Here is a 24,379-nt window from a genome sequence, read left to right as displayed (position 1 = left end):
TGAAACGATGCATCGCCGATGGTAGTGTGGGGTTTCCCCATGTGAGAGTAGGTCATCGTCAAGATTAAATTCCGAAACCCCATTTGCGAAAGCAGATGGGGTTTTGTTTTGGGCGGGCGGAAAGTGCCGGCAGGTTTTCTCATGGACGCCTTCAGGGCTAAACGCCTGCCTTTCTATGCAATGGTCTTTCGCATGGCTATCATGCGTTCCTCATTGTGAGGCGATACTTGCATGCTGACGTTGTTAGAACTTCTGAAAGATGGCCGATTTCATTCCGGGGAAGCACTTGGCGCCGCCCTGGGCGTCAGTCGCAGTGCTGTCTGGAAGCAACTCCAGCACCTTGAGGCCGAATTGAATCTGCCTGTTCATAAGGTTCGTGGAAAGGGGTATCAATTAGCATCCCCATTGGTTTTCTTGAGTGCTGCGGAAATTGAGCAGCATGCCCCTGATTTAGCATGGCCTATCCATATCTACGATTCCATTGACTCAACAAATGCCGAAGCTTTGCGTCTTGCTGGGGTTGAGTGCGCGACGCCCTTTCTGGTGCTTGCGGAGCAGCAAACGGCGGGAAGAGGCAGGCGTGGTCGAAAGTGGGTCAGTCCATTTGCCCAGAATGTCTATTACAGCCTTGTATTGCGTATTGAGGATGGTCTTCGGCAGTTGGAAGGCTTAAGTCTTGTGGTTGGATTGGCGGTCATGCAAGCCCTGCGTGAGTCTGGAGTTCAGACTGCGACTTTAAAATGGCCAAACGACGTTCTCGTAGGGCAAAAGAAAATTGCCGGGATTTTGCTGGAGCTCGTAGGGGATCCTGCTGATATCTGTCACGTTGTCCTTGGAATAGGCATCAACGTCAATATGCAGAAGGCTGACGAGGTTGATCAGCAATGGACATCAGTGCAGTTAGAGACGGGTTTTCCTGTTGATCGAAACGCCCTGATTGCCCGGCTGGGTTTGCAGTTGCAAGGCTACTTGGGTCGACACCGGGTGCTAGGTTTTGCCGAGCTTCAGAATGAGTGGGAGAAAAATCACGCTTGGCAGGGGAGGGCTGTGTCGCTTATAGCCGGTGTCAACCAGGTCGATGGAGTGGTGCTGGGTGTTGATCGTCAAGGTGCTTTGCGTTTGAGTGTTGATGGTGTTGAGAAAATATACAGTGGTGGTGAGCTAAGCCTGAGGTTGCGTGATGATTCTTGAGCTCGACTGTGGGAATAGCTTTATCAAATGGCGTGTGCTTGATTCGAGCGGGGTGAACGCCTCGGCTGAAGGTGTTGCAGGTTCGGATGCTGCCTTGATTGATAGCCTGCTGGCGCTGCCTGAGTTGTTGCTGACGCGTTGCAGGTTGGTGAGCGTCCGTGCGCAGGAAGAGACGGAAAAACTGGTTGAAGCGCTTGTGGAGACATTTGGTGTTGTTGTTACCAGTGCTGCTTCAGCTCGTGAAGTGGCTGGGGTACGTAACGGCTACGAAGATTTTGAGCGCCTTGGTCTGGATCGCTGGTTGGCAATGCTCGGTGGATTTAAATTGGCCTCGGGTGCCTGCTTGGTGCTCGATTTTGGCACTGCGGCGACTGCAGATTTTATAGCTGAGGATGGCGAGCACCTGGGAGGCTTTATTTGTCCGGGCATGTCTCTCATGAGGAATCAGCTGCGTACACATACACGAAAGATAAGGTATGGCGATGCCGCTGCTGAAAGGGCTTTGGAGTGCCTCTCACCAGGTCGTACAACAGTTGAGGCAGTAGAGCGAGGCTGTGCGTTGATGCTTCGAGGATTTGTTCTGACCCAGGTAGAGCTCGCGCGCAGCTACTGGGGCGATGACTTCAGTATATTCCTGACTGGCGGAGATGCTGATTTGGTATTGGGCTCTGTGCCGCAGGCTCGACTCGTTCCTGATTTGGTTTTCGTTGGTCTGGCGATGGCGTGCCCGTTATCTTGAGGTGTTTATGCGTTGGCTGTTTTTGCTTTTACTGATCCTCAACGCCTTTTACTACATATGGCACCAGCAAGAGGCCCCGCTGCGCGCTAAAGACGTTACTCCTCTGAGTCTCTATCGAGGTGCTCAGCAGGATATTCGTCTGCTGAGTGAATCTTCGGATGCAGTGATCCGCAGGGAGCGGGCAAAGGTATCTGATTCGCAAAATACCTGTTTGTACATTGGTGGATTTACAGACCAGCGCCAAGCGCAATCTGTCGAGCAGCGTCTCACTAGCTTGGATATAAAGGTCAAGGTTCAACTGCTGAGTACGCCAGATGCTCAAGGTTACTGGCTCCGGGTGGCCCCGGAAAGCCGGCGCCTGGCTGAAGATCTGCCCTTTGAAAACCTTGTTAAGGAATTCAATGAGTTAAAACATAAAATAATGCTGTGCGAAGGCATTGCAACTGTCGAATAGTTTGCATAGAATGGCGCCCGCTTCGCAGTGAAGACCTTTAGGGGGATTTAATGAGATGCGGCGTCAATGCAGCTAACCTCATAATTTAAATGAGAAAATGCTTGACAGAAGGTCGGCGTAATGTAAAATGCCGGCTCGCTTAGGAGGGGTTCCCGAGCGGCCAAAGGGATCAGACTGTAAATCTGACGTCTACGACTTCGAAGGTTCGAATCCTTCCCCCTCCACCATTTTTAGCGTGAGCTGCAAGCTCCGCGGGTATAGTTTAGTGGTAGAACCTCAGCCTTCCAAGCTGATGATGCGGGTTCGATTCCCGCTACCCGCTCCAAGTTTGCAGGTTGTGCATGTGTTTTGCTCTTGTAGCTCAGTTGGTAGAGCACACCCTTGGTAAGGGTGAGGTCAGCGGTTCAAATCCGCTCAAGAGCTCCATATAACAAGGCAGATATGAAAATATCTGCCTTTGTTTTAACAGCTGCCTCGGCTTGAGTGTTTTGTATCTGGTGGTTTTGCTAGGTTGTATCAAGTCTGTTGGGGTTGGTTGTTGTAAAGTCTTTTTCAGGCCTGCATAATGGTCGGCCTGATTTTGTTTTAGGTCAGTAGCTCAATTGGCAGAGCGACGGTCTCCAAAACCGTAGGTTGGGGGTTCGATTCCCTCCTGACCTGCCAGATTCACGTGGTGTGTCTGGCTTTCTTTTCACAGGATCTTCATAGATGACTCCTAAGGCTGAAGCTCAAAGCTCTCGTTTCGATCTCGTCAAGTGGCTAGTTGTTGTAGCGTTGGTGGTCGTAGGCGTAGTTGGCAATCAGTACTATTCTGCTTCGCCGATCCTGTACCGTGTGCTCGCTTTGCTTGTTATTGCTGTTGTGGCTGCCTTTGTGGGCTTGCAGACTGCTAAAGGCAAGTCTTTTGCGGTACTGGTAAAGGAAGCTCGCACCGAAATCCGTAAAGTCGTTTGGCCGACTCGCCAAGAAACCACGCAGACCACGTTGATTGTTGTGGCTGTTGTTCTGGTTATGGCGTTGCTGTTGTGGGGGCTTGATTCCCTGCTCGGTTGGCTTGTTTCCTTGATTGTTGGCTAAGGGTGTCCCGTGGCTAAGCGTTGGTACGTTGTTCATGCTTACTCGGGTTACGAGAAGCATGTTATGCGCTCTTTGCTAGAGCGCGTGAAGCTGGCAGGCATGGAAGATGGCTTCGGCGAAATTCTGGTTCCCACTGAAGAAGTGGTTGAAATGCGGAATGGTCAGAAGCGTAAAAGTGAGCGTAAGTTCTTCCCTGGCTATGTTTTGGTTCAGATGGACATGAATGAAGGTACTTGGCATTTGGTCAAGGATACGCCTCGTGTCATGGGTTTCATTGGCGGTACCGCTGATAAGCCTGCTCCGATCACTGATAAAGAGGCAGAAGCAATTCTGCGTCGCGTTGCTGATGGTAGTGACAAGCCTAAGCCGAAGACTTTGTTTGAGCCGGGTGAGGTTGTTCGTGTTACAGATGGTCCGTTTGCTGATTTTAACGGCACTGTCGAAGAGGTTAACTACGAGAAGAGCCGGATCCAAGTGGCAGTGCTCATTTTCGGTCGCTCTACTCCTGTAGAGTTGGAGTTCAGCCAGGTCGAGAAGGTCTAGCTGGCTAAGCATCCCAACCCCGCAGCCTTAGGCTGTGGGGTTTTGTCGTCACTGGGATAAACGCGCAAGTAACCGGGGAGCCTTTCGAGGCGTTTGAACCCGTAATTGGAGTGCCTCATGGCCAAGAAAATTACCGCTTACATCAAGCTGCAAGTGAAGGCCGCTCAGGCCAACCCAAGCCCACCTGTTGGTCCAGCTCTGGGTCAGCATGGCGTGAACATCATGGAATTCTGCAAGGCCTTCAACGCCCGTACTCAGGGTCTTGAACCAGGTCTGCCGACTCCAGTGATCATCACTGTATACAGCGACCGTAGCTTCACTTTCGAAACTAAGTCGACCCCGGCTTCGGTTCTGCTGAAGAAGGCTGCTGGTCTGACTAGCGGTTCCGCTCGTCCTAACACCGTTAAAGTCGGCACTGTAACTCGTGCTCAGCTGGAAGAAATCGCGAAAACCAAAAACGCGGATCTGACTGCAGCTGATATGGATGCAGCCGTGCGTACCATCGCCGGTTCTGCTCGTAGCATGGGCCTTAACGTGGAGGGTGTGTAATGGCTAAGCTGACCAAGCGCCAAAAGGCTATCGCCGGCAAAATCGAAGCAGGCAAGGCCTACAGCTTTGTAGACGCTGCAGCCCTGTTGACCGAGCTGTCGACTGTCAAATTCAGCGAGTCCGTTGACGTTGCTGTAAACCTGGGTGTGGACCCGCGTAAGTCCGACCAAGTCGTTCGTAGCGCTACTGTGCTGCCACACGGTACTGGCAAGACTGTACGTGTAGCCGTCTTCACCCAAGGCCCGGCAGCTGAAGCTGCTCTGGCCGCTGGCGCTGATCGCGTTGGCATGGACGACCTGGCTGCCGAAATGAAAGGCGGCGACCTGAACTACGACGTAGTTATTGCCTCCCCGGATGCAATGCGTGTTGTAGGTCAGTTGGGTCAGATCCTTGGTCCACGTGGCCTGATGCCTAACCCTAAAGTCGGCACTGTAACGCCAGACGTAGCTACCGCGGTTAAAAACGCCAAGGCTGGTCAGGTTCGTTATCGCACCGACAAAAACGGCATCATTCACACCTCCGTTGGCAAGGTCGGTTTCGACGCCGTCAAGCTGAAGGAAAACGTTGAAGCCCTGATCGCTGATCTTAAGCGTATCAAGCCAGCTTCTTCTAAAGGTATCTACGTCAAGCGCGTTACCCTGAGCACCACTATGGGCCCAGGTCTGGTCATCGACCAAGGCTCGCTGGACGTATAAGACACAGATTGACGCAAGCGATTGCGTCAATTGAAAAAATTGGGGTCCCTGCCTGGCGGGGGCTATCCAAGACCGTAGGCGACGCAAGTCTTAAACCAAAAGCCTACGCAGATGGTGCTCCCGGTTCCTTACCGAATCAGACACCAAAACGACATCCGGCCTAGGCCAGATGAAACGGTAACAAGCAGGAGTTAAACCCGTGGCAATTAATCTCGAAGACAAGAAGGCCATCGTCGCTGAAGTCAACGAGGCTGCCAAAGCTGCCCTGTCCGCTGTCGTGGCTGATGCCCGTGGTGTGACAGTAGGCGCTATGACCGGACTCCGTAAAGAGGCTCGTGAAGCTGGCGTATACGTACGTGTTGTACGTAACACCCTGCTCAAGCGCGCTGTTGCTGACACTGAATACAGTGTTCTCAATGACGTGTTCACCGGCCCGACTCTGATCGCTTTCTCCAAAGATCATCCAGGCGCTGCTGCCCGTTTGTTCAAGGAATTCGCCAAGAGTCAGGATAAGTTCGAGATCAAGGCAGCTGCGTTCGAGGGCAAGTTCCTCGCAGCTAACCAAATCGACGTACTGGCAACATTGCCGACCCGCGACGAAGCCATTTCGCAGCTGATGAGCGTGATTCAAGGCGCTACCAGCAAGCTGGCTCGTACTCTGGCTGCAGTTCGCGAGCAAAAAGAAGCTGCCGCAGCCTAAGGCTGAGCGACTTCTCTCGCGTATTTTTGTTTATTTCGATGGCCGCGTAGGCCGTCCCCCAATTCAGGAAATACAGCAATGTCTATCTCCCAAGACGATATCCTCAACGCCGTAGCTGAAATGTCGGTTCTGCAGGTTGTTGAGCTGATCAAAGCTTTCGAAGAAAAATTCGGCGTTTCCGCTGCCGCTGCTTCCGCTGGCCCAGCAGTTGCTGCTGTTGCTGCTGAAGAGCAAACCGAATTCAACGTCATGCTGCTGGAAGCTGGCGAGAAGAAAGTAAACGTGATCAAGGCAGTACGTGAACTGACCGGTCTGGGCCTGAAAGAAGCCAAGGCTGTAGTTGACGGCGCTCCTGCCCAGGTTCTGGAAGCAGTGTCGAAAGACGCAGCTGACAAAGCCAAAGCTACTCTGGAAGAAGCAGGCGCTAAAGTCGAGCTGAAGTAAGCATCGACTTTGCGTCTCCAGCCCAAGCGTTAAGCTGAAGGCTGATGGCTGGTGGCTCTTGCCACCGGCCTTTTTCCGTTATTGGCTGTCGACTCGGTCGCCGCCATTAACGCGCTGTAGCCATCCGAAGCGGTGGTGCAAACCATGGGGTTTGCAAGATTTTCTGGCTGCTCCCGTCGGAGGGGCCAAACAAGCAGGTGACCAAGCTGGGGAACGCTGATGGCTTACTCATATACTGAGAAAAAACGTATCCGCAAGGACTTTAGCAAGTTGCCGGACGTCATGGATGTCCCGTACCTTCTGGCTATCCAGCTGGATTCGTATCGTGAATTCTTGCAGGCGGGAGCGACCAAAGATCAGTTCCGCGACGTGGGCCTGCATGCGGCCTTCAAATCCGTTTTCCCGATCATCAGCTACTCCGGCAATGCTGCGCTGGAGTACGTCGGTTATCGCCTGGGCGAACCGGCATTTGATGTCAAAGAATGCGTGTTGCGCGGTGTTACGTACGCCGTACCTTTGCGGGTAAAAGTCCGTCTGATCATTTTCGACAAAGAGTCGTCGAATAAAGCGATCAAGGACATCAAAGAGCAAGAAGTCTACATGGGTGAAATCCCACTGATGACTGAAAACGGTACCTTCGTTATCAACGGTACCGAGCGTGTTATCGTTTCTCAGCTGCATCGTTCACCGGGTGTGTTCTTCGACCACGACCGCGGCAAGACGCACAGCTCCGGCAAACTCCTGTACTCCGCGCGGATCATTCCGTACCGCGGTTCGTGGTTGGACTTCGAGTTCGATCCTAAAGACTGCGTGTTCGTGCGTATCGACCGTCGCCGCAAGCTGCCAGCTTCTGTGCTGCTGCGCGCGCTCGGCTATACCACCGAGCAGGTGCTGGACGCTTTCTACACCACCAACGTATTCAGCCTGAAGGATGAAACCCTCAGCCTGGAGCTCATCGCATCGCGTCTGCGTGGTGAAATTGCTGTCCTGGATATCCAGGATGAGAATGGCAAGGTAATCGTTGAGGCTGGCCGTCGTATTACTGCGCGCCACATCAACCAGATCGAAAAGGCCGGTATCAAGTCGCTGGAAGTGCCTCTGGACTACGTCCTGGGCCGCACTACCGCCAAGGTCATCGTTCACCCGGCTACAGGCGAAATCCTGGCTGAGTGCAATACCGAGCTGAACACTGAGATCCTGGCCAAAATCGCCAAGGCTCAGGTTGTTCGCATCGAGACCCTGTACACCAACGATATCGACTGCGGTCCGTTCGTCTCTGACACGTTGAAGATTGACTCCACCAGCAACCAACTGGAAGCGCTGGTCGAGATCTATCGCATGATGCGTCCTGGCGAGCCACCAACCAAAGACGCTGCTGAGACCCTGTTCAACAACCTGTTCTTCAGCCCTGAGCGTTACGACCTGTCTGCGGTCGGTCGGATGAAGTTCAACCGTCGTATCGGTCGTACCGAGATCGAAGGTTCGGGCGTGTTGTGCAAAGAAGACATCGTTGCGGTACTGAAGACTCTAGTCGACATCCGTAACGGTAAAGGCATCGTCGATGACATCGACCACCTGGGTAACCGTCGTGTTCGCTGCGTAGGCGAAATGGCCGAGAACCAGTTCCGCGTTGGTCTGGTGCGTGTTGAGCGTGCGGTCAAAGAGCGTCTGTCGATGGCTGAAAGCGAAGGCCTGATGCCGCAAGACCTGATCAACGCCAAGCCAGTGGCTGCGGCGGTGAAAGAGTTCTTCGGTTCCAGCCAGCTCTCGCAGTTCATGGACCAGAACAACCCTCTCTCCGAGATCACCCACAAGCGCCGTGTTTCCGCACTGGGCCCGGGCGGTCTGACCCGTGAACGTGCTGGCTTTGAAGTTCGTGACGTACACCCGACGCACTACGGTCGCGTTTGCCCGATCGAAACACCGGAAGGTCCGAACATTGGTCTGATCAACTCCTTGGCGGCCTACGCGCGCACTAACCAATACGGTTTCCTCGAGAGCCCGTACCGTGTGGTGAAAGACGCTCTGGTCACTGACGAGATCGTGTTCCTGTCCGCCATCGAAGAAGCTGATCACGTGATCGCTCAGGCTTCGGCCACGATGAACGACAAGAAAGTCCTGATTGACGAGCTGGTAGCTGTTCGTCACCTGAATGAGTTCACCGTCAAGGCGCCGGAAGACGTCACTTTGATGGACGTTTCGCCGAAGCAGGTAGTTTCGGTTGCAGCGTCGCTGATCCCGTTCCTGGAGCACGATGACGCCAACCGTGCGTTGATGGGTTCCAACATGCAGCGTCAAGCTGTACCGACCCTGCGCGCTGACAAGCCGCTGGTAGGTACCGGCATGGAGCGTAACGTAGCGCGTGACTCCGGCGTTTGCGTCGTGGCTCGTCGTGGCGGCGTGATCGACTCTGTTGATGCCAGCCGTATCGTGGTTCGTGTTGCTGATGATGAAGTTGAAACTGGCGAAGCCGGTGTCGACATCTACAACCTGACCAAATACACCCGCTCGAACCAGAACACCTGCATCAATCAGCGTCCGCTGGTGAGCAAGGGTGATCGCGTCCAGCGTAGCGACATCATGGCCGACGGCCCGTCCACCGACATGGGTGAACTGGCACTGGGTCAGAACATGCGCATCGCGTTCATGGCGTGGAACGGCTTCAACTTCGAAGACTCCATCTGCCTGTCCGAGCGTGTTGTTCAAGAAGACCGCTTCACCACGATCCACATTCAGGAACTGACCTGTGTGGCACGTGACACCAAGCTTGGGCCGGAGGAGATCACTGCGGACATCCCGAACGTGGGTGAAGCTGCACTGAACAAGCTGGACGAAGCCGGTATCGTTTACGTAGGTGCTGAAGTTGGCGCAGGCGACATCCTGGTTGGTAAGGTCACTCCGAAAGGCGAGACCCAACTGACTCCGGAAGAGAAGCTGTTGCGTGCCATCTTCGGTGAAAAAGCCAGCGACGTTAAAGACACCTCCCTGCGTGTACCTACTGGTACCAAGGGTACTGTCATCGACGTACAGGTCTTCACCCGTGATGGCGTTGAGCGTGATGCTCGTGCGCTGTCCATCGAGAAGACTCAGCTCGACGAGATCCGCAAGGACCTGAACGAAGAGTTCCGTATCGTTGAAGGCGCGACCTTCGAACGTCTGCGTTCCGCTTTGGTAGGCCACAAGGCTGAAGGCGGCGCAGGTCTTAAGAAAGGTCAGGACATCACCGACGAAATCCTCGACGGTCTTGAGCACGGCCAGTGGTTCAAACTGCGCATGGCTGAAGATGCTCTGAACGAGCAGCTCGAGAAGGCCCAGGCGTACATCGTTGATCGCCGCCGTCTGCTGGACGACAAGTTCGAAGATAAGAAGCGCAAACTGCAGCAGGGCGATGACCTGGCTCCAGGCGTGCTGAAAATCGTCAAGGTTTACCTGGCAATCCGTCGTCGCATCCAGCCGGGCGACAAGATGGCCGGTCGTCACGGTAACAAAGGTGTGGTCTCCGTGATCATGCCCGTTGAAGACATGCCGCACGATGCCAATGGCACTCCGGTCGACGTGGTCCTCAACCCGCTGGGCGTACCTTCGCGTATGAACGTTGGTCAGATCCTTGAAACCCACCTGGGCCTCGCGGCCAAAGGTCTGGGCGAGAAGATCAACCGTATGATCGAAGAGCAGCGCAAGGTCGCAGACCTGCGTAAGTTCCTGCACGAGATCTACAACGAGATCGGCGGTCGCAACGAAGAGTTGGACACCTTCTCCGACCAGGAAATCCTGGATCTGGCGAAGAACCTGCGCGGTGGCGTTCCGATGGCTACCCCGGTGTTCGACGGTGCCAAGGAAAGCGAAATCAAGGCCATGCTGAAACTGGCAGACCTGCCAGAAAGCGGCCAGATGCAGCTGTTCGACGGCCGTACCGGCAACAAGTTTGAGCGCCCGGTTACTGTTGGCTACATGTACATGCTGAAGCTGAACCACTTGGTAGACGATAAGATGCACGCTCGTTCTACCGGTTCGTACAGCCTGGTTACCCAGCAGCCGCTGGGTGGTAAGGCTCAGTTCGGTGGTCAGCGTTTCGGGGAGATGGAGGTCTGGGCACTGGAAGCATACGGTGCTGCTTACACTCTGCAAGAAATGCTCACAGTGAAGTCGGACGATGTGAACGGTCGGACCAAGATGTACAAAAACATCGTGGACGGCGATCACCGTATGGAGCCGGGCATGCCCGAGTCTTTCAACGTGTTGATCAAAGAAATTCGTTCCCTCGGCATCGATATCGATCTGGAAACCGAATAACACGTGACGCGAATCGAGAGCGGGGCTGTTTAGCCCGCTCTCTGCTCCGCCAGGAGGAAAGGCCTTGAAAGACCTACTGAATTTGCTGAAAAACCAGGGTCAAGTCGAAGAGTTCGACGCCATCCGTATTGGGTTGGCATCGCCTGAGATGATCCGTTCGTGGTCGTTCGGTGAAGTTAAAAAACCGGAAACCATCAACTACCGTACGTTCAAACCTGAACGTGACGGCCTGTTCTGCGCCAAGATCTTTGGCCCGGTAAAGGATTACGAGTGCCTGTGCGGTAAGTACAAGCGCTTGAAACACCGTGGTGTGATCTGCGAGAAGTGTGGCGTTGAAGTTGCACTGGCCAAGGTTCGTCGTGAGCGCATGGCGCACATCGAACTGGCTTCGCCGGTTGCTCACATCTGGTTCCTGAAATCGCTGCCGTCCCGTATCGGTTTGCTGATGGACATGACCCTGCGTGATATCGAGCGCGTTCTCTACTTCGAGAGCTATGTCGTTATCGACCCAGGCATGACCACCCTTGAAAAGGGTCAGTTGCTGAACGACGAGCAGTACTTCGAGGCGCTGGAAGAGTTCGGCGACGATTTCGATGCCCGCATGGGTGCCGAAGCGGTCCGCGAACTGTTGCACGCTATCGACCTGGAACACGAGATTGGCCGTCTGCGTGAAGAAATTCCGCAAACCAACTCCGAAACCAAGATCAAGAAGCTGTCCAAGCGTCTGAAGTTGATGGAAGCCTTCCAGGGTTCCGGCAACTTGCCAGAGTGGATGGTGCTGACCGTTCTGCCGGTTCTGCCGCCAGACCTGCGTCCGCTGGTACCGTTGGACGGCGGTCGTTTTGCGACCTCCGACCTCAACGACCTATACCGTCGCGTGATCAACCGTAACAACCGCTTGAAGCGCCTGCTTGATCTGTCCGCTCCGGACATCATCGTGCGCAACGAAAAGCGTATGTTGCAAGAAGCGGTTGATGCCCTGCTCGACAACGGTCGTCGTGGTCGCGCTATCACGGGTTCCAACAAGCGTCCTCTGAAATCCCTGGCCGACATGATCAAGGGTAAGCAAGGTCGTTTCCGTCAGAACTTGCTCGGTAAGCGTGTTGACTACTCCGGTCGTTCGGTAATTACCGTAGGCCCGACCCTGCGCCTGCACCAGTGCGGTCTGCCTAAGAAGATGGCTCTCGAGCTGTTCAAGCCGTTCATCTTCGGCAAGCTGGAAATGCGCGGTCTCGCGACCACCATCAAAGCGGCCAAGAAAATGGTCGAGCGCGAACTGCCAGAGGTTTGGGACGTTCTTGCTGAAGTGATTCGCGAACACCCGGTCCTCCTCAACCGTGCACCGACCCTTCACCGTCTGGGTATCCAGGCGTTTGAACCGGTACTGATCGAAGGTAAGGCTATTCAGCTGCACCCTCTGGTCTGTGCTGCGTACAACGCCGACTTCGACGGCGACCAAATGGCCGTGCACGTACCGCTGACGCTGGAAGCCCAGCTGGAAGCGCGTGCGTTGATGATGTCGACCAACAACATTCTGTCACCAGCCAACGGTGAGCCAATCATCGTTCCGTCGCAGGACGTTGTATTGGGTCTGTACTACATGACGCGTGAAGCGATCAACGCCAAAGGCGAAGGTCGTGTATTTGCGGACTTGCAGGAAGTTGACCGTGTGTTCCGTGCCGGCGAAGCCGCATTGCACGCCAAGGTCAAGGTGCGGATCCACGAAACCGTCAACGATCGTGATGGCGGAAGCGTGAGCAACGTTCGTATCGTCGACACTACTGTTGGCCGTGCACTGTTGTATCAAGTTGTGCCAAAAGGTCTGTCGTACGATGTCGTCAACCTGCCGATGAAGAAAAAGGCGATCTCCAAATTGATCAACCAGTGCTACCGCGTGGTTGGTTTGAAAGAGACTGTTATCTTCGCTGACCAGTTGATGTACACCGGTTTTGCTTATTCGACCATTTCCGGCGTTTCCATCGGTGTTAACGACTTTGTTATCCCGGATGAAAAAGCCCGCATCATCAGTGCTGCTACTGACGAAGTGAAAGAGATCGAAAGCCAGTACGCCTCGGGCCTGGTAACACAGGGCGAGAAGTACAACAAAGTGATCGACCTTTGGTCCAAGGCGAACGATGAAGTTTCCAAGGCGATGATGGCCAACCTCTCGAAAGAGAAAGTCATCGACCGTCATGGCGTCGAAGTCGACCAGGAGTCCTTCAACTCGATGTACATGATGGCCGACTCGGGCGCACGGGGTTCTGCTGCGCAGATCCGTCAGCTCGCCGGTATGCGTGGCCTGATGGCCAAGCCGGACGGTTCCATCATCGAAACGCCGATTACTGCGAACTTCCGTGAAGGTTTGAGCGTACTTCAGTACTTCATCTCCACTCACGGCGCTCGTAAAGGTCTGGCGGATACCGCGTTGAAAACCGCTAACTCCGGTTACCTGACACGTCGTCTGGTAGACGTTGCACAAGATCTGGTTGTAACCGAGATCGATTGCGGCACCGAGCACGGCCTGCTCATGACTCCGCACATTGAAGGCGGTGACGTTGTAGAGCCGCTGGGTGAGCGCGTATTGGGTCGTGTTATTGCGCGTGACGTGTTCAAGCCAGGTACTGAGGAAATCATCGTTCCTGCCGGCACTCTGGTTGATGAGAAGTGGGTCGAGTTCATCGAACTCAACAGCATCGACGAAGTGATTGTTCGCTCGCCGATTAGCTGCGAAACCCGCTACGGTATTTGCGCCAAGTGCTATGGCCGTGACTTGGCTCGTGGTCACCAGGTGAATATCGGTGAAGCGGTCGGCGTTATCGCTGCCCAATCCATCGGTGAGCCGGGTACCCAGCTGACCATGCGTACGTTCCACATCGGTGGTGCGGCAAGCCGGACCTCCGCAGCTGACAGCGTTCAGGTGAAGAATGGCGGTACTGTCCGTCTGCACAACCTGAAGCACGTTGAGCGAGTGGATGGTTGTCTGGTTGCGGTATCCCGTTCCGGTGAGCTGGCAATCGCTGACGACTACGGTCGTGAGCGTGAGCGTTACAAGCTGCCGTATGGTGCTGTGATTTCGGTTAAAGAAGGTGACAAGGTCGACGCTGGCGCAATCGTGGCCAAGTGGGATCCGCACACTCACCCAATCGTTACCGAAATGAAAGGTACCGTGACCTACGTGGGCATGGAAGAAGGCATCACGATCAAGCGTCAGACTGACGAATTGACCGGTATGACCAACATTGAAGTACTCGACGCGAAAGATCGTCCAGCTGCCGGTAAAGACATCCGTCCTGCCGTTAAGATGGTCGATGACAACGGCAAGGATTTGTTGCTGCCAGGCACTGACGTAATCGCTCAGTACTTCCTGCCAGCTAACGCCCTGGTCGGTGTAGCGGATGGTGCGAAGATTGCGATCGGTGATGTTATCGCTCGTATCCCGCAAGAAACTTCGAAGACCCGTGACATCACCGGTGGTCTGCCGCGTGTTGCCGACTTGTTCGAAGCTCGTCGTCCGAAAGAAGCATCGATTCTGGCTGAAGTCAGCGGGACCATCGCGTTCGGTAAAGAGACTAAAGGCAAGCGCCGTCTGGTTATTACCCCGAACGACGGTAGCGATCCGTACGAAGAGCTGATTCCGAAGTGGCGTCACCTGAACGTCTTCGAAGGCGAACAGGTAAACCGCGGCGAAGTTATCTCCGACGGCCCGAGCGATCCACACGACATCCTGCGTCTGCTGGGTGTGAGTGCGCTGGCCAAGTACATCGTTAACGAGATTCAGGATGTTTATCGTCTGCAAGGCGTGAAGATCAACGATAAGCACATTGAGACCATCCTGCGTCAGATGCTGCGTAAAGTTGAAATCGCTGAATCCGGCGATTCCAGTTTCATCAAGGGCGACCAGATGGAACTGACTCACGTACTGGTAGAGAACGAGCGTCTGGCTGGCGACGAGAAATTCGTATCCAAGTTCACTCGTGTTCTGCTGGGTATCACCAAGGCGTCGTTGTCTACTGAGTCGTTCATCTCGGCGGCCTCCTTCCAGGAGACCACTCGCGTACTGACCGAAGCAGCGGTAACCGGTAAGCGCGATTACTTGCGCGGCCTGAAAGAAAACGTGGTCGTGGGTCGTCTGATCCCGGCTGGTACCGGTTTGGCTTACCACAGCGAGCGTAAGCGCCGCCGTGATGCTGACAAGCCGCTGCGCGTAAGCGCCAGTGAAGTGGAAGCTGCACTGACCGAAGCGCTGAACTCAAGCGGTAACTGAGTTCTGCAATAAATAAGTCTGGGCCCTGGCAGTCCCATTCGTCGGATCGAGGCAATTTTGCCCCGGTTCGACGAGAGGGGAGGTCGGGGCCTTGCCTTGACTGGGGGCAAGATCCTCTTTAGACTCTTGTACCCCTAAATTTGGCGGGAACTCGTTCCTGCCATTTTTGCTTTTCTTGCAAGACAATAGCGTCGCAAGACAACAGTGGAGCTAGTAGATGGCAACTATCAACCAGCTGGTACGTCAGCCGCGTAAGCGTATCGTCGAGAAATCCGACGTGCCTGCGCTGCAGAACTGCCCGCAACGTCGTGGCGTATGCACTCGCGTGTATACCACTACGCCGAAAAAACCTAACTCGGCACTGCGTAAAGTGTGCCGTGTGCGTCTGACCAACGGTTTCGAGGTTTCCTCGTACATCGGCGGTGAAGGCCACAACCTGCAAGAGCACAGCGTGGTGCTGATTCGTGGCGGTCGTGTAAAAGACTTGCCAGGTGTTCGTTATCACACCGTACGCGGCTCCTTGGATACTTCCGGCGTTAAAGGTCGTAACCAGGGTCGTTCGAAGTACGGTACCAAGAAGCCTAAGTAGTAGCGGCTTTTTGTAAAACTGAACCATCTTATTTTCTGAGTCGATAAGAGTAAGGTCGGAGGCGTCCCGAAAGGGCACTGATTCCGAGCGAACCTGAAGACCGTTTGAGGGCTTATCCATGCCAAGAAGACGCGTAGCAGCCAAGCGCGAAGTGCTTGACGATCCAAAATACGGAAGCCAAATTCTGGCCAAGTTCATGAACCACGTGATGGAAAGCGGCAAGAAAGCCGTTGCCGAGCGTATCGTTTATGGCGCGCTGGAAAAGGTTAAAGAACGCAAGAACAGCGACCCCCTGGAAATCTTCGAGAAAGCTCTCGACGCCATCGCTCCGCTGGTCGAAGTGAAGTCGCGCCGTGTAGGCGGCGCTACTTATCAGGTTCCGGTTGAAGTTCGTCCGTCCCGTCGTAACGCCCTGGCAATGCGCTGGTTGGTAGACTTCGCCCGTAAGCGTGGCGAGAAGTCTATGGCTCTGCGTTTGGCTGGCGAACTGTTGGACGCTGCTGAAGGTAAAGGTGCTGCTGTTAAGAAGCGTGAAGACGTGCACCGTATGGCTGAAGCTAACAAAGCTTTCTCGCACTACCGCTTCTAATCTTAGCTTCACTAATTTTGCGAGGGCTTTATGGCTCGTACTACTCCGATTAGCCGCTACCGTAACATCGGTATCGTTGCTCACGTGGATGCTGGTAAAACCACCACCACCGAGCGCGTACTGTTTTACACCGGCAAAAGTCACAAAATGGGCGAGGTGCATGATGGCGCCGCGACCACAGACTGGATGGTTCAGGAGCAGGAGCGTGGTATTACCATTACTTCTGCTGCTATTACCGCCTTCTGGAAAGGTTCTGAGAAGCAGTACAAAGACGAGCATCGCTTCAACGTAATCGATACCCCGGGCCACGTAGACTTCACCATTGAAGTTGAACGTTCCCTGCGCGTACTCGATGGTGCTGTCGTTGTGTTCTGTGGTACTTCGGGTGTTGAGCCTCAGTCGGAAACCGTATGGCGTCAAGCCAACAAATACGGCGTTCCACGTCTTGTTTACGTAAACAAGATGGACCGTGCTGGTGCCAACTTCCTGCGCGTGATCGGTCAGATCAAGCAGCGTCTGGGTCACACTCCGGTGCCAATCCAGCTGGCTATCGGTTCCGAGGACAACTTCCAGGGTCAGATCGATCTGATCAACATGGAAGCGGTCTACTGGAATGATTCCGACAAAGGTATGGTTCCTGTTCGTAAGCCTATCCCTGCTGAACTGCAGGAGCTGGCTGACGAGTGGCGCAACAACATGGTTGAGGCTGCTGCCGAAGCCAGCGAAGAGCTGATGAACAAGTACCTCGAAGGTGAAGAACTCACCAACGTGGAAATCAAGGCCGCTCTGCGTCAGCGTACTATCGCTGGTGAGATCGTCTTGGCTGTTTGCGGTTCCTCGTTCAAGAACAAGGGTGTTCCCCTGGTTCTCGATGCTGTGATCGACTACCTGCCTGCTCCAACCGACATTCCTGCTATCAAGGGTACCAACCCTGATAACGAGGAAGAGGAAATGGAGCGTCATGCAGACGACAGCGAGCCGTTCTCGGCCCTGGCGTTCAAGATCGCTACCGACCCATTCGTGGGTACCTTGACTTTCGTCCGCGTTTACTCGGGCGTGTTGGCATCCGGCGACGGTGTGATCAACTCGGTTAAAGGTAAGAAAGAGCGCGTGGGTCGTATGGTGCAAATGCACGCAAACGCCCGTGAAGAGATCAAGGAAGTGCGCGCTGGTGACATCGCGGCCCTGATCGGCATGAAGGATGTCACCACTGGTGAGACTTTGTGCGACGCTGCTAAGCCAATCATCCTGGTTCGCATGGATTTCCCGGAGCCGGTTATTTCGGTTGCCGTAGAGCCTAAGACCAAGGATGACCAGGAAAAAATGGGTATCGCTTTGGGCAAGCTTGCTCAGGAAGATCCATCTTTCCGCGTTAAGACTGATGAAGAGACTGGTCAAACGATCATCTCTGGCATGGGCGAGCTGCACCTGGACATCCTGGTTGACCGGATGCGCCGTGAGTTTAACGTCGAAGCCAACATCGGTAAGCCTCAGGTTTCCTATCGTGAGCGCATCACGAAAAACTGTGAAATCGAAGGCAAGTTCGTTCGTCAGTCCGGCGGTCGTGGTCAGTTCGGTCACTGCTGGATCCGTTTTGCTCCTGCTGACGAAGGTCAGGAAGGTCTGCAATTCGTGAACGAAGTAGTGGGTGGTGTTGTTCCTAAGGAATACATCCCTGCTATCCAGAAGGGTATCGAAGAGCAGATGAAGAACGGTGTTGTTGCCGGCTATCCGCTGATCGGCCTGAAAGCAACCGTTTTTGACGGTTCTTACCACGACGTCGACTCCAACGAGATGGCGTTTAAGGTGGCTGCTTCCATGGCAACCAAGCAACTGGCCCAAAAGGGCGGTGGTGAGTTGCTTGAGCCAATCATGGCGGTAGAAGTTGTTACACCTGAAGACTATATGGGTGATGTCATGGGCGACCTTAACCGTCGTCGCGGCATGATCTTGGGTATGGAAGACACGGTTTCCGGCAAAGTGATTCGCGCCGAGGTTCCGTTGGGTGAGATGTTCGGTTATGCGACCGACGTTCGCTCCATGTCCCAGGGTCGCGCAAGCTACTCTATGGAATTCAAAAAATACAACACAGCTCCGGCGCACATCGCTGAAACTGTATCCAAAAAACAAGGCTGATTCAGTCCTTTAGGCAAGGAGTTAATTGTCGTGGCTAAAGAAAAATTTGATCGTTCCCTACCGCACGTCAACGTTGGCACCATCGGTCACGTTGACCACGGTAAAACCACTCTGACTGCTGCTCTGACTCGCGTTTGCTCCGAAGTGTTCGGTTCCGCAATCGTTGATTTCGATAAAATCGACAGCGCACCAGAAGAAAAAGCTCGTGGTATCACCATCAACACCGCGCACGTTGAATACAACTCGCTGATCCGTCACTACGCTCACGTTGACTGCCCAGGTCACGCTGACTATGTGAAGAACATGATCACCGGTGCTGCTCAGATGGACGGTGCAATCCTGGTTTGCTCGGCCGCTGATGGTCCGATGCCGCAAACTCGTGAGCACATCCTGCTGTCCCGTCAGGTTGGCGTTCCGTACATCGTGGTTTACCTGAACAAGGCTGACCTGGTAGACGACGCTGAGCTGCTGGAACTGGTTGAGATGGAAGTGCGCGATCTGCTGAGCACTTACGACTTCCCAGGTGACGACACTCCGATCATCATCGGTTCTGCTCGTATGGCTCTGGAAGGCAAAGACGACAACGAAATGGGCACCACGTCCGTTCGTAAACTGGTTGAGACTCTGGACAGCTACATCCCAGATCCAGTTCGTGTTATCGACAAGCCGTTCCTGATGCCAATCGAAGACGTATTCTCGATCTCCGGTCGTGGTACTGTTGTGACTGGTCGTATCGAGCGCGGTATCGTTAAGGTTCAAGATCCACTGGAAATCGTTGGTCTGCGTGACACTACCGTCACCACCTGCACCGGTGTTGAAATGTTCCGTAAGCTGCTCGACGAAGGTCGTGCGGGCGAGAACTGCGGCGTTCTGCTGCGTGGTACCAAGCGTGACGACGTTGAGCGTGGCCAGGTTCTGGTTAAGCCGGGTTCGGTTAAGCCGCACACCAAGTTCGAAGCTGAAGTGTACGTGCTGAGCAAAGAAGAAGGCGGTCGTCACACTCCGTTCTTCAAAGGCTACCGTCCACAGTTCTACTTCCGTACTACCGACGTTACTGGTAACTGCGAACTGCCGGAAGGCGTAGAAATGGTAATGCCAGGCGACAACATCAAAATGGTTGTCACCCTGATCAAAACCATCGCTATGGAAGACGGTCTGCGCTTCGCAATCCGTGAAGGCGGCCGTACCGTTGGTGCTGGTGTTGTAGCTAAAATCATCGAGTAATTATCTCTTCTGAGATAGCTCTGATGTTTTGAGGAGGCCCCCGCTTAGCGGGGGCCTTTTTTATTGGGTTGACACCCATCTGGGCCGTCTATAGAATTGCGCCTCCTTTTAACGGGCGTATTGCGCTCGGTGGGAATAGCAGCCGGAGTCTGAAATCCAATGCAAAATCAGCAAATCCGTATCAGGTTGAAGGCTTTTGACCATCGCCTGATCGACCAATCCACCCAGGAAATCGTGGAAACCGCGAAACGTACTGGTGCTCAAGTGCGTGGTCCAATTCCACTGCCTACCCGTAAAGAGCGGTTCACCGTTCTGGTCTCCCCGCACGTCAACAAAGACGCGCGTGACCAGTACGAGATCCGTACTCATAAGCGCGTACTGGACATCGTCCAGCCAACGGATAAAACCGTTGATGCACTTATGAAGCTTGATCTGGCGGCCGGTGTGGAAGTTCAGATCAGCCTCGGCTAAGACTTGGGTCTTAGTCGTGTAACGCTCTGAAATGGGCGGCCATAGCGGGTGAAAGCCCCGTACACTCATGAGGTTTACAACATGACTATTGGTGTAGTCGGTCGTAAATGCGGTATGACCCGTATTTTCACCGAAGAAGGTGTCTCCATTCCGGTTACGGTCATTGAGATCGAACCGAATCGCGTCACCCAGTTCAAAACTGAAGAGACCGATGGCTATCGTGCAGTGCAAGTCACTGTCGGCGAGCGTCGTGCTTCGCGCGTGACTGCTGCTCAAGCAGGTCACTTCGCTAAAGCAAACGTTGCAGCTGGTCGCACTGTTATGGAGTTCCGTCTTGAAGATGGCGACTACCAGGCTGGCGATCTGATCAACGCTGAAATCTTTGCCGCTGGTCAACTGGTTGATGTAACCGGTCAGTCCAAAGGTAAAGGCTTCCAGGGTACGATCAAGCGTTGGAATTTCCGTGGTCAAGATAACACTCACGGTAACTCCGTCTCCCACCGCGTCCCGGGCTCTATTGGCCAGTGCCAGACTCCTGGTCGTGTATTCAAGGGCAAAAAAATGTCCGGTCATATGGGCGCTGAGCGCGTGACCGTGCAGTCCCTCGAAGTAGTGCGCGTCGACGCTGAACGCAATCTGTTGTTGGTCAAGGGTGCTGTTCCTGGCGCTACTGGCGGCAACCTGGTTGTACGTCCAGCGGCCAAGGCTCGCGGTTAAGGGGAAGCTGACATGCAATTAAATGTAAATGACGCTCAAGCGATCGAAGTTTCCGAACTGACATTTGGCGGCGAATTCAACGAGACGCTCGTTCACCAAGCAGTCGTGGCCTACATGGCCGGCGGCCGTCAAGGTAGCAAGCAGCAAAAGACCCGTTCCGACGTTCGTGGTGGCGGTAAGCGCCCATGGCGTCAGAAAGGCACTGGCCGTGCTCGTGCCGGTACTATCCGTAGCCCAATCTGGCGTGGCGGCGGTACCACTTTCGCAGCTCGTCCACAGGATCACACTCAGAAGCTCAACAAGAAGATGTACCGCGCAGCTCTGCGCTCCATCCTTGCTGAACTCGTGCGTACTGATCGTCTGGTCGTGGTTCAGGACTTCGCTGTTGAAAGTCCAAAAACCAAAGATCTGCTGGGCAAACTGAACAACATGAGCCTGACCGATGTTTTGATCGTGTCTGAAGCTGTTGATCAGAACCTGTACCTGGCTGCTCGCAACCTGCCACACGTTGATGTACGTGACGTGCAAGGTTCCGATCCAGTTAGTCTGATCGCATACGACAAGGTGTTGATCACCGTGTCGGCCGTGAAGAAATTCGAGGAGCTGCTGGGATGAACCAGGAACGCGTATTTAAAGTTCTGCTTGGCCCGCACGTTTCCGAAAAGGCTACGGTTCTGGCTGACAAGAAAGGCCAGTTCGTTTTCAAGGTTGCAACTGACGCAACCAAGCTGGAAATCAAGAAGGCCGTCGAAAGCCTGTTCAGCGTGAAAGTAGAGCGTGTTACTACCCTGAATGTTCTGGGTAAGAGCAAGCGCACTGCTCGCGGTCTGGGCAAGCGTAATGACTGGAAGAAGGCAGTTATCTCCCTTCAGCCAGGCCAAGATCTCGATTTCAGCAGCAGTGCTGAGTAAGGAAGGGGTGCATCATGGCAATCGTTAAATGCAAACCGACTTCCCCTGGCCGCCGTTTTGTGGTCAAGGTGGTCAACCAGGAGCTGCATAAGGGCGCTCCTCACGCACCGCTGCTCGAGAAAAAATCGAAGACTGGTGGTCGTAACAACAATGGTCGTATTACCACTCGTCACATCGGTGGTGGCCATAAGCAGCATTATCGTTTGGTCGACTTCCGTCGCAACGACAAAGATGGCATCACTGCCACTGTTGAGCGTATCGAATACGATCCAAACCGTACTGCTCACATCGCTCTGCTGCTGTACGCAGATGGCGAGCGTCGCTACATCATCGCACCTAAAGGTGTGAGTGCTGGCGACCAGCTGATCGCAGGTGCCTTGGCGCCGATCAAGCCGGGCAACGCTCTGCAGCTGCGTAACATTCCAGTTGGTAGCACCGTACACGGCATCGAATTGAAGCCAGGTAAAGGCGCGCAAATCGCTCGTTCCGCTGGTGCTTCGGCTCAGCTGATCGCTCGTGAAGGTGTCTACGTGACCCTGCGTCTGCGTTCTGGTGAGATGCGTAAAGTTCTGGCTGAATGCCGCGCGACCCTAGGTGAAGTCTCGAACTCCGAGCACAGCCTGCGTTCGCTGGGTAAAGCTGGTGCCAAGCGCTGGCGTGGCGTTCGCCCAACCGTTCGTGGTGTTGCCATGAACCCGGTTGACCACCCACACGGTGGTGGTGAAGGTCGTACCTCTGGTGGTCGTCATCCGGTATCGCCATGGGGCTTCCCGACTAAGGGCGCGAAGACTCGTGGTAATAAGCGTACCGACAAAATGATCGTCCGTCGTCGCAAGTAAATAGAGGGATACGACAGTGCCACGTTCTCTGAAAAAAGGTCCTTTTATTGATCTTCACCTACTGAAGAAGATCGAAGTGGCGGCGGAAAAGAACGATCGCAAACCGGTGAAAACCTGGTCGCGTCGTTCGATGATCCTGCCACAAATGGTCGGTCTGACCATCGCTGTACACAACGGTCGCTTGCACGTCCCAGTTCTCGTGAACGAAGACATGGTCGGCCACAAACTAGGCGAGTTTGCCGGTACCCGCACTTATCGTGGGCACGTGGCAGACAAGAAAGCCAAGCGTTAAGGGGTTAGGAAATGGAAGTAGCCGCTAAGTTGTCGGGCGCTCGAATCTCCGCCCAGAAAGCCCGCTTGGTCGCCGACCAGATCCGCGGGAAGAAGGTGGGCGAAGCGCTCAACCTGTTGGCTTTCAGCAGTAAGAAAGCCGCCGAGATCATGAAGAAAGTGCTGGAGTCGGCCGTAGCCAACGCCGAGCATAACGAAGGCGCAGACGTTGATGACCTGAAGGTCAGCACCGTTTTCGTCAACGAAGGGCGTTCGCTGAAGCGCATCATGCCACGTGCCAAAGGCCGTGCTGATCGCATCGTCAAGCGGTCTTGCCATATCACTGTCAAGGTTGCTGACAAGTAACGGAGTCGAAGAGATGGGTCAGAAAGTACATCCCATTGGCATTCGCCTGGGAATCGTCAAGGAGCACACCTCCGTCTGGTACGCAGACGGTCGGACTTATGCGGACTATTTGTTCGCTGATCTGAAGGTGCGTGAGTATCTCCAAGACAAACTAAAAAGCGCGTCCGTAAGCCGTATCGATATCCATCGTCCGGCACAAACTGCACGTATCACCATCCACACCGCTCGTCCAGGTATCGTTATCGGGAAGAAAGGTGAAGATGTTGAGAAACTGCGTCAGGACCTGACCAAGCAAATGGGTGTGCCTGTGCACATCAATATCGAAGAGATCCGTAAGCCGGAGCTCGACGGTATGCTGGTTGCGCAGAGCGTAGCTCAGCAGCTGGAGCGTCGCGTAATGTTCCGTCGCGCTATGAAACGCGCCGTACAGAACGCCATGCGCATTGGTGCCAAAGGCATCAAAATCCAAGTGAGCGGTCGTCTCGGCGGTGCTGAAATCGCACGTACTGAATGGTATCGCGAAGGTCGTGTGCCACTGCACACCCTGCGTGCCGACATCGACTATGCCAACTACGAAGCTCACACCACTTATGGTGTGATCGGTGTAAAGGTTTGGATCTTCAAAGGCGAAGTAATTGGTGGTCGCCAAGAAGAACTGAAACCACAAGCACCAGCGCCTCGTAAAAAAGCTGCTAAGTAAGGGGTACGCCAAATGTTGCAACCAAAGCGTACGAAGTTCCGCAAGCAGATGACAGGCCACAACCGTGGTCTGGCTCAGCGCGGTAGCAAAGTCAGCTTCGGCGAGTTCGCGCTGAAGTCTGTAGCTCGTGGTCGTCTCACCGCTCGTCAGATCGAGTCAGCGCGTCGTGCACTGACCCGTCACGTTAAACGTGGCGGCAAGATCTGGATCCGTGTATTCCCGGACAAGCCGATCTCCAAAAAGCCCCTCGAAGTTCGGATGGGTAAAGGTAAGGGTAACGTGGAATACTGGGTAGCCCAGATTCAGCCAGGCAAAGTCCTGTATGAAATCGAGGGTGTAACTGAAGAGCTGGCGCGTGAGGCTTTTGCCCTGGCTGCTGCAAAGCTGCCGCTCGCCACCGCCTTTGTTAAACGGACGGTGATGTGATGAAAGCGAATGAACTTCGTGAAAAATCCGCACAGCAGCTGAACGAGCAACTGCTCGGCCTGCTGCGCGACCAGTTCAATCTGCGTATGCAGAAAGCAACTGGCCAGTTGGGGCAGTCTCATCTGCTCTCGCAAGTTAAGCGTGACATTGCTCGCGTGAAGACTGTGCTCAACCAGCAGGCAGGTAAGTGAT

At 54.3% G+C, this 24,379-nt stretch carries 25 protein-coding genes and 4 tRNA genes; all 29 read left to right on the top strand.

Features of this window, described 5'->3' with window-relative positions:
• The first annotated feature begins 231 nt into the window (after window positions 1–231).
• Complete coding sequence (gene birA, locus G9Q84_RS17295) at window positions 232–1,191, top strand: bifunctional biotin--[acetyl-CoA-carboxylase] ligase/biotin operon repressor BirA (protein WP_095186172.1); 960 nt, start codon at window positions 232–234, stop codon at window positions 1,189–1,191.
• Window positions 1,181–1,930 (top strand): pantothenate kinase, encoded by a 750-nt coding sequence (locus G9Q84_RS17290; RefSeq protein ID WP_095186173.1) that lies wholly within the window; start codon window positions 1,181–1,183, stop codon window positions 1,928–1,930. Before birA ends, G9Q84_RS17290 begins: the two co-directional genes overlap by 11 nt.
• 7 nt (window positions 1,931–1,937) lie before the next feature.
• Window positions 1,938–2,384 carry a hypothetical protein gene (locus G9Q84_RS17285; protein WP_095186174.1) on the top strand — a complete coding sequence of 149 codons (447 nt, stop codon included), beginning with the start codon at window positions 1,938–1,940 and terminating at the stop codon, window positions 2,382–2,384.
• A gap of 142 nt (window positions 2,385–2,526) precedes the next feature.
• Window positions 2,527–2,611 (top strand) — tRNA-Tyr (locus G9Q84_RS17280).
• A 24-nt stretch (window positions 2,612–2,635) separates the two neighbouring features.
• Window positions 2,636–2,709: transfer RNA gene (locus G9Q84_RS17275), tRNA-Gly, on the top strand.
• Between the two features lie 25 nt (window positions 2,710–2,734).
• Window positions 2,735–2,810, top strand: a tRNA-Thr gene (locus G9Q84_RS17270).
• A gap of 161 nt (window positions 2,811–2,971) precedes the next feature.
• A tRNA-Trp gene (locus G9Q84_RS17265) sits at window positions 2,972–3,047 on the top strand.
• Between the two features lie 45 nt (window positions 3,048–3,092).
• A complete protein-coding gene (secE, locus tag G9Q84_RS17260; protein WP_181643757.1) occupies window positions 3,093–3,461 on the top strand; it encodes a preprotein translocase subunit SecE in 369 nt (122 codons plus the stop codon).
• Between the two features lie 9 nt (window positions 3,462–3,470).
• Window positions 3,471–4,004: a transcription termination/antitermination protein NusG gene (gene nusG / locus G9Q84_RS17255; RefSeq protein ID WP_003176436.1), complete on the top strand. Its 534-nt coding sequence runs from the start codon at window positions 3,471–3,473 to the stop codon at window positions 4,002–4,004.
• Window positions 4,005–4,121: 117 nt separating this feature from the next.
• On the top strand, window positions 4,122–4,553 hold the full coding sequence (gene rplK / locus G9Q84_RS17250) for a 50S ribosomal protein L11 (RefSeq protein ID WP_003176435.1): 432 nt from the start codon (window positions 4,122–4,124) through the stop codon (window positions 4,551–4,553).
• Complete coding sequence (gene rplA / locus G9Q84_RS17245; protein ID WP_032884532.1) at window positions 4,553–5,248, top strand: 50S ribosomal protein L1; 696 nt, start codon at window positions 4,553–4,555, stop codon at window positions 5,246–5,248. The genes rplK and rplA overlap by 1 nt, the downstream gene beginning before the upstream one ends.
• Before the next feature lie 199 nt (window positions 5,249–5,447).
• Window positions 5,448–5,948: a 50S ribosomal protein L10 gene (gene rplJ, locus G9Q84_RS17240; protein ID WP_003232405.1), complete on the top strand. Its 501-nt coding sequence runs from the start codon at window positions 5,448–5,450 to the stop codon at window positions 5,946–5,948.
• Between the two features lie 78 nt (window positions 5,949–6,026).
• Window positions 6,027–6,392 (top strand): 50S ribosomal protein L7/L12, encoded by a 366-nt coding sequence (rplL, locus tag G9Q84_RS17235; RefSeq protein ID WP_003176432.1) that lies wholly within the window; start codon window positions 6,027–6,029, stop codon window positions 6,390–6,392.
• A 219-nt stretch (window positions 6,393–6,611) separates the two neighbouring features.
• Window positions 6,612–10,685: a DNA-directed RNA polymerase subunit beta gene (rpoB, locus tag G9Q84_RS17230; protein ID WP_032884533.1), complete on the top strand. Its 4,074-nt coding sequence runs from the start codon at window positions 6,612–6,614 to the stop codon at window positions 10,683–10,685.
• A gap of 64 nt (window positions 10,686–10,749) precedes the next feature.
• Entirely contained in the window at window positions 10,750–14,949 is a 4,200-nt protein-coding gene (gene rpoC / locus G9Q84_RS17225; protein ID WP_032884534.1) for a DNA-directed RNA polymerase subunit beta', read from the top strand.
• A 217-nt stretch (window positions 14,950–15,166) separates the two neighbouring features.
• Window positions 15,167–15,538 (top strand): 30S ribosomal protein S12, encoded by a 372-nt coding sequence (gene rpsL / locus G9Q84_RS17220; RefSeq protein WP_002555494.1) that lies wholly within the window; start codon window positions 15,167–15,169, stop codon window positions 15,536–15,538.
• Window positions 15,539–15,656: 118 nt separating this feature from the next.
• On the top strand, window positions 15,657–16,127 hold the full coding sequence (rpsG, locus tag G9Q84_RS17215; RefSeq protein WP_002555493.1) for a 30S ribosomal protein S7: 471 nt from the start codon (window positions 15,657–15,659) through the stop codon (window positions 16,125–16,127).
• A gap of 30 nt (window positions 16,128–16,157) precedes the next feature.
• On the top strand, window positions 16,158–18,263 hold the full coding sequence (gene fusA, locus G9Q84_RS17210) for an elongation factor G (protein WP_010206921.1): 2,106 nt from the start codon (window positions 16,158–16,160) through the stop codon (window positions 18,261–18,263).
• A gap of 30 nt (window positions 18,264–18,293) precedes the next feature.
• Window positions 18,294–19,487, top strand: coding sequence for an elongation factor Tu (tuf, locus tag G9Q84_RS17205; RefSeq protein WP_003176426.1), 1,194 nt, complete (start codon window positions 18,294–18,296; stop codon window positions 19,485–19,487).
• 159 nt (window positions 19,488–19,646) lie between these two features.
• Window positions 19,647–19,958: a 30S ribosomal protein S10 gene (gene rpsJ, locus G9Q84_RS17200; protein WP_003186070.1), complete on the top strand. Its 312-nt coding sequence runs from the start codon at window positions 19,647–19,649 to the stop codon at window positions 19,956–19,958.
• Between the two features lie 81 nt (window positions 19,959–20,039).
• On the top strand, window positions 20,040–20,675 hold the full coding sequence (rplC, locus tag G9Q84_RS17195) for a 50S ribosomal protein L3 (RefSeq protein WP_003194649.1): 636 nt from the start codon (window positions 20,040–20,042) through the stop codon (window positions 20,673–20,675).
• Window positions 20,676–20,687: 12 nt separating this feature from the next.
• On the top strand, window positions 20,688–21,290 hold the full coding sequence (gene rplD / locus G9Q84_RS17190) for a 50S ribosomal protein L4 (protein WP_017135963.1): 603 nt from the start codon (window positions 20,688–20,690) through the stop codon (window positions 21,288–21,290).
• Window positions 21,287–21,586 carry a 50S ribosomal protein L23 gene (gene rplW / locus G9Q84_RS17185; protein WP_002555488.1) on the top strand — a complete coding sequence of 100 codons (300 nt, stop codon included), beginning with the start codon at window positions 21,287–21,289 and terminating at the stop codon, window positions 21,584–21,586. Before rplD ends, rplW begins: the two co-directional genes overlap by 4 nt.
• 14 nt (window positions 21,587–21,600) lie before the next feature.
• On the top strand, window positions 21,601–22,425 hold the full coding sequence (gene rplB / locus G9Q84_RS17180; RefSeq protein WP_032884535.1) for a 50S ribosomal protein L2: 825 nt from the start codon (window positions 21,601–21,603) through the stop codon (window positions 22,423–22,425).
• Window positions 22,426–22,441: 16 nt separating this feature from the next.
• Window positions 22,442–22,717, top strand: a complete 276-nt coding sequence (rpsS, locus tag G9Q84_RS17175; protein WP_003232420.1) for a 30S ribosomal protein S19 — start codon at window positions 22,442–22,444, stop codon at window positions 22,715–22,717.
• An 11-nt stretch (window positions 22,718–22,728) separates the two neighbouring features.
• A complete protein-coding gene (rplV, locus tag G9Q84_RS17170) occupies window positions 22,729–23,061 on the top strand; it encodes a 50S ribosomal protein L22 (RefSeq protein WP_003103908.1) in 333 nt (110 codons plus the stop codon).
• Window positions 23,062–23,074: 13 nt separating this feature from the next.
• Window positions 23,075–23,761, top strand: coding sequence for a 30S ribosomal protein S3 (gene rpsC / locus G9Q84_RS17165; protein WP_003176422.1), 687 nt, complete (start codon window positions 23,075–23,077; stop codon window positions 23,759–23,761).
• A gap of 12 nt (window positions 23,762–23,773) precedes the next feature.
• Window positions 23,774–24,187 carry a 50S ribosomal protein L16 gene (gene rplP / locus G9Q84_RS17160; RefSeq protein ID WP_003232424.1) on the top strand — a complete coding sequence of 138 codons (414 nt, stop codon included), beginning with the start codon at window positions 23,774–23,776 and terminating at the stop codon, window positions 24,185–24,187.
• The gene (gene rpmC, locus G9Q84_RS17155; protein ID WP_002555481.1) at window positions 24,187–24,378 is read left to right on the top strand and encodes a 50S ribosomal protein L29; all 192 of its coding nucleotides are present in this window, start codon (window positions 24,187–24,189) and stop codon (window positions 24,376–24,378) included. Before rplP ends, rpmC begins: the two co-directional genes overlap by 1 nt.
• Window position 24,379: the final 1 nt, after the last annotated feature.

This window comes from Pseudomonas sivasensis (genome assembly GCF_013778505.1).
Classification (GTDB): domain Bacteria; phylum Pseudomonadota; class Gammaproteobacteria; order Pseudomonadales; family Pseudomonadaceae; genus Aquipseudomonas; species Aquipseudomonas sivasensis.
Note: the sequence above shows the minus strand (reverse complement) of the source record. Positions and strands in the feature narration are given on the sequence as shown.

Bases quoted from the DNA above. Each gene is read 5' to 3' on its own strand.
- birA (WP_095186172.1), top strand. From the start codon at position 232: ATGCTGACGTTGTTAGAACTTCTGAAAGATGGCCGATTTCATTCCGGG.
- G9Q84_RS17290 (WP_095186173.1), top strand. From the start codon at position 1,181: ATGATTCTTGAGCTCGACTGTGGGAATAGCTTTATCAAATGGCGTGTG.
- G9Q84_RS17285 (WP_095186174.1), top strand. From the start codon at position 1,938: ATGCGTTGGCTGTTTTTGCTTTTACTGATCCTCAACGCCTTTTACTAC.
- secE (WP_181643757.1), top strand. From the start codon at position 3,093: ATGACTCCTAAGGCTGAAGCTCAAAGCTCTCGTTTCGATCTCGTCAAG.
- rplK (WP_003176435.1), top strand. From the start codon at position 4,122: ATGGCCAAGAAAATTACCGCTTACATCAAGCTGCAAGTGAAGGCCGCT.
- rplA (WP_032884532.1), top strand. From the start codon at position 4,553: ATGGCTAAGCTGACCAAGCGCCAAAAGGCTATCGCCGGCAAAATCGAA.
- rplL (WP_003176432.1), top strand. From the start codon at position 6,027: ATGTCTATCTCCCAAGACGATATCCTCAACGCCGTAGCTGAAATGTCG.
- rpoB (WP_032884533.1), top strand. From the start codon at position 6,612: ATGGCTTACTCATATACTGAGAAAAAACGTATCCGCAAGGACTTTAGC.
- rpsL (WP_002555494.1), top strand. From the start codon at position 15,167: ATGGCAACTATCAACCAGCTGGTACGTCAGCCGCGTAAGCGTATCGTC.
- rpsG (WP_002555493.1), top strand. From the start codon at position 15,657: ATGCCAAGAAGACGCGTAGCAGCCAAGCGCGAAGTGCTTGACGATCCA.
- fusA (WP_010206921.1), top strand. From the start codon at position 16,158: ATGGCTCGTACTACTCCGATTAGCCGCTACCGTAACATCGGTATCGTT.
- rpsJ (WP_003186070.1), top strand. From the start codon at position 19,647: ATGCAAAATCAGCAAATCCGTATCAGGTTGAAGGCTTTTGACCATCGC.
- rplC (WP_003194649.1), top strand. From the start codon at position 20,040: ATGACTATTGGTGTAGTCGGTCGTAAATGCGGTATGACCCGTATTTTC.
- rplD (WP_017135963.1), top strand. From the start codon at position 20,688: ATGCAATTAAATGTAAATGACGCTCAAGCGATCGAAGTTTCCGAACTG.
- rplW (WP_002555488.1), top strand. From the start codon at position 21,287: ATGAACCAGGAACGCGTATTTAAAGTTCTGCTTGGCCCGCACGTTTCC.
- rplB (WP_032884535.1), top strand. From the start codon at position 21,601: ATGGCAATCGTTAAATGCAAACCGACTTCCCCTGGCCGCCGTTTTGTG.
- rplV (WP_003103908.1), top strand. From the start codon at position 22,729: ATGGAAGTAGCCGCTAAGTTGTCGGGCGCTCGAATCTCCGCCCAGAAA.
- rpsC (WP_003176422.1), top strand. From the start codon at position 23,075: ATGGGTCAGAAAGTACATCCCATTGGCATTCGCCTGGGAATCGTCAAG.
- rplP (WP_003232424.1), top strand. From the start codon at position 23,774: ATGTTGCAACCAAAGCGTACGAAGTTCCGCAAGCAGATGACAGGCCAC.
- rpmC (WP_002555481.1), top strand. From the start codon at position 24,187: ATGAAAGCGAATGAACTTCGTGAAAAATCCGCACAGCAGCTGAACGAG.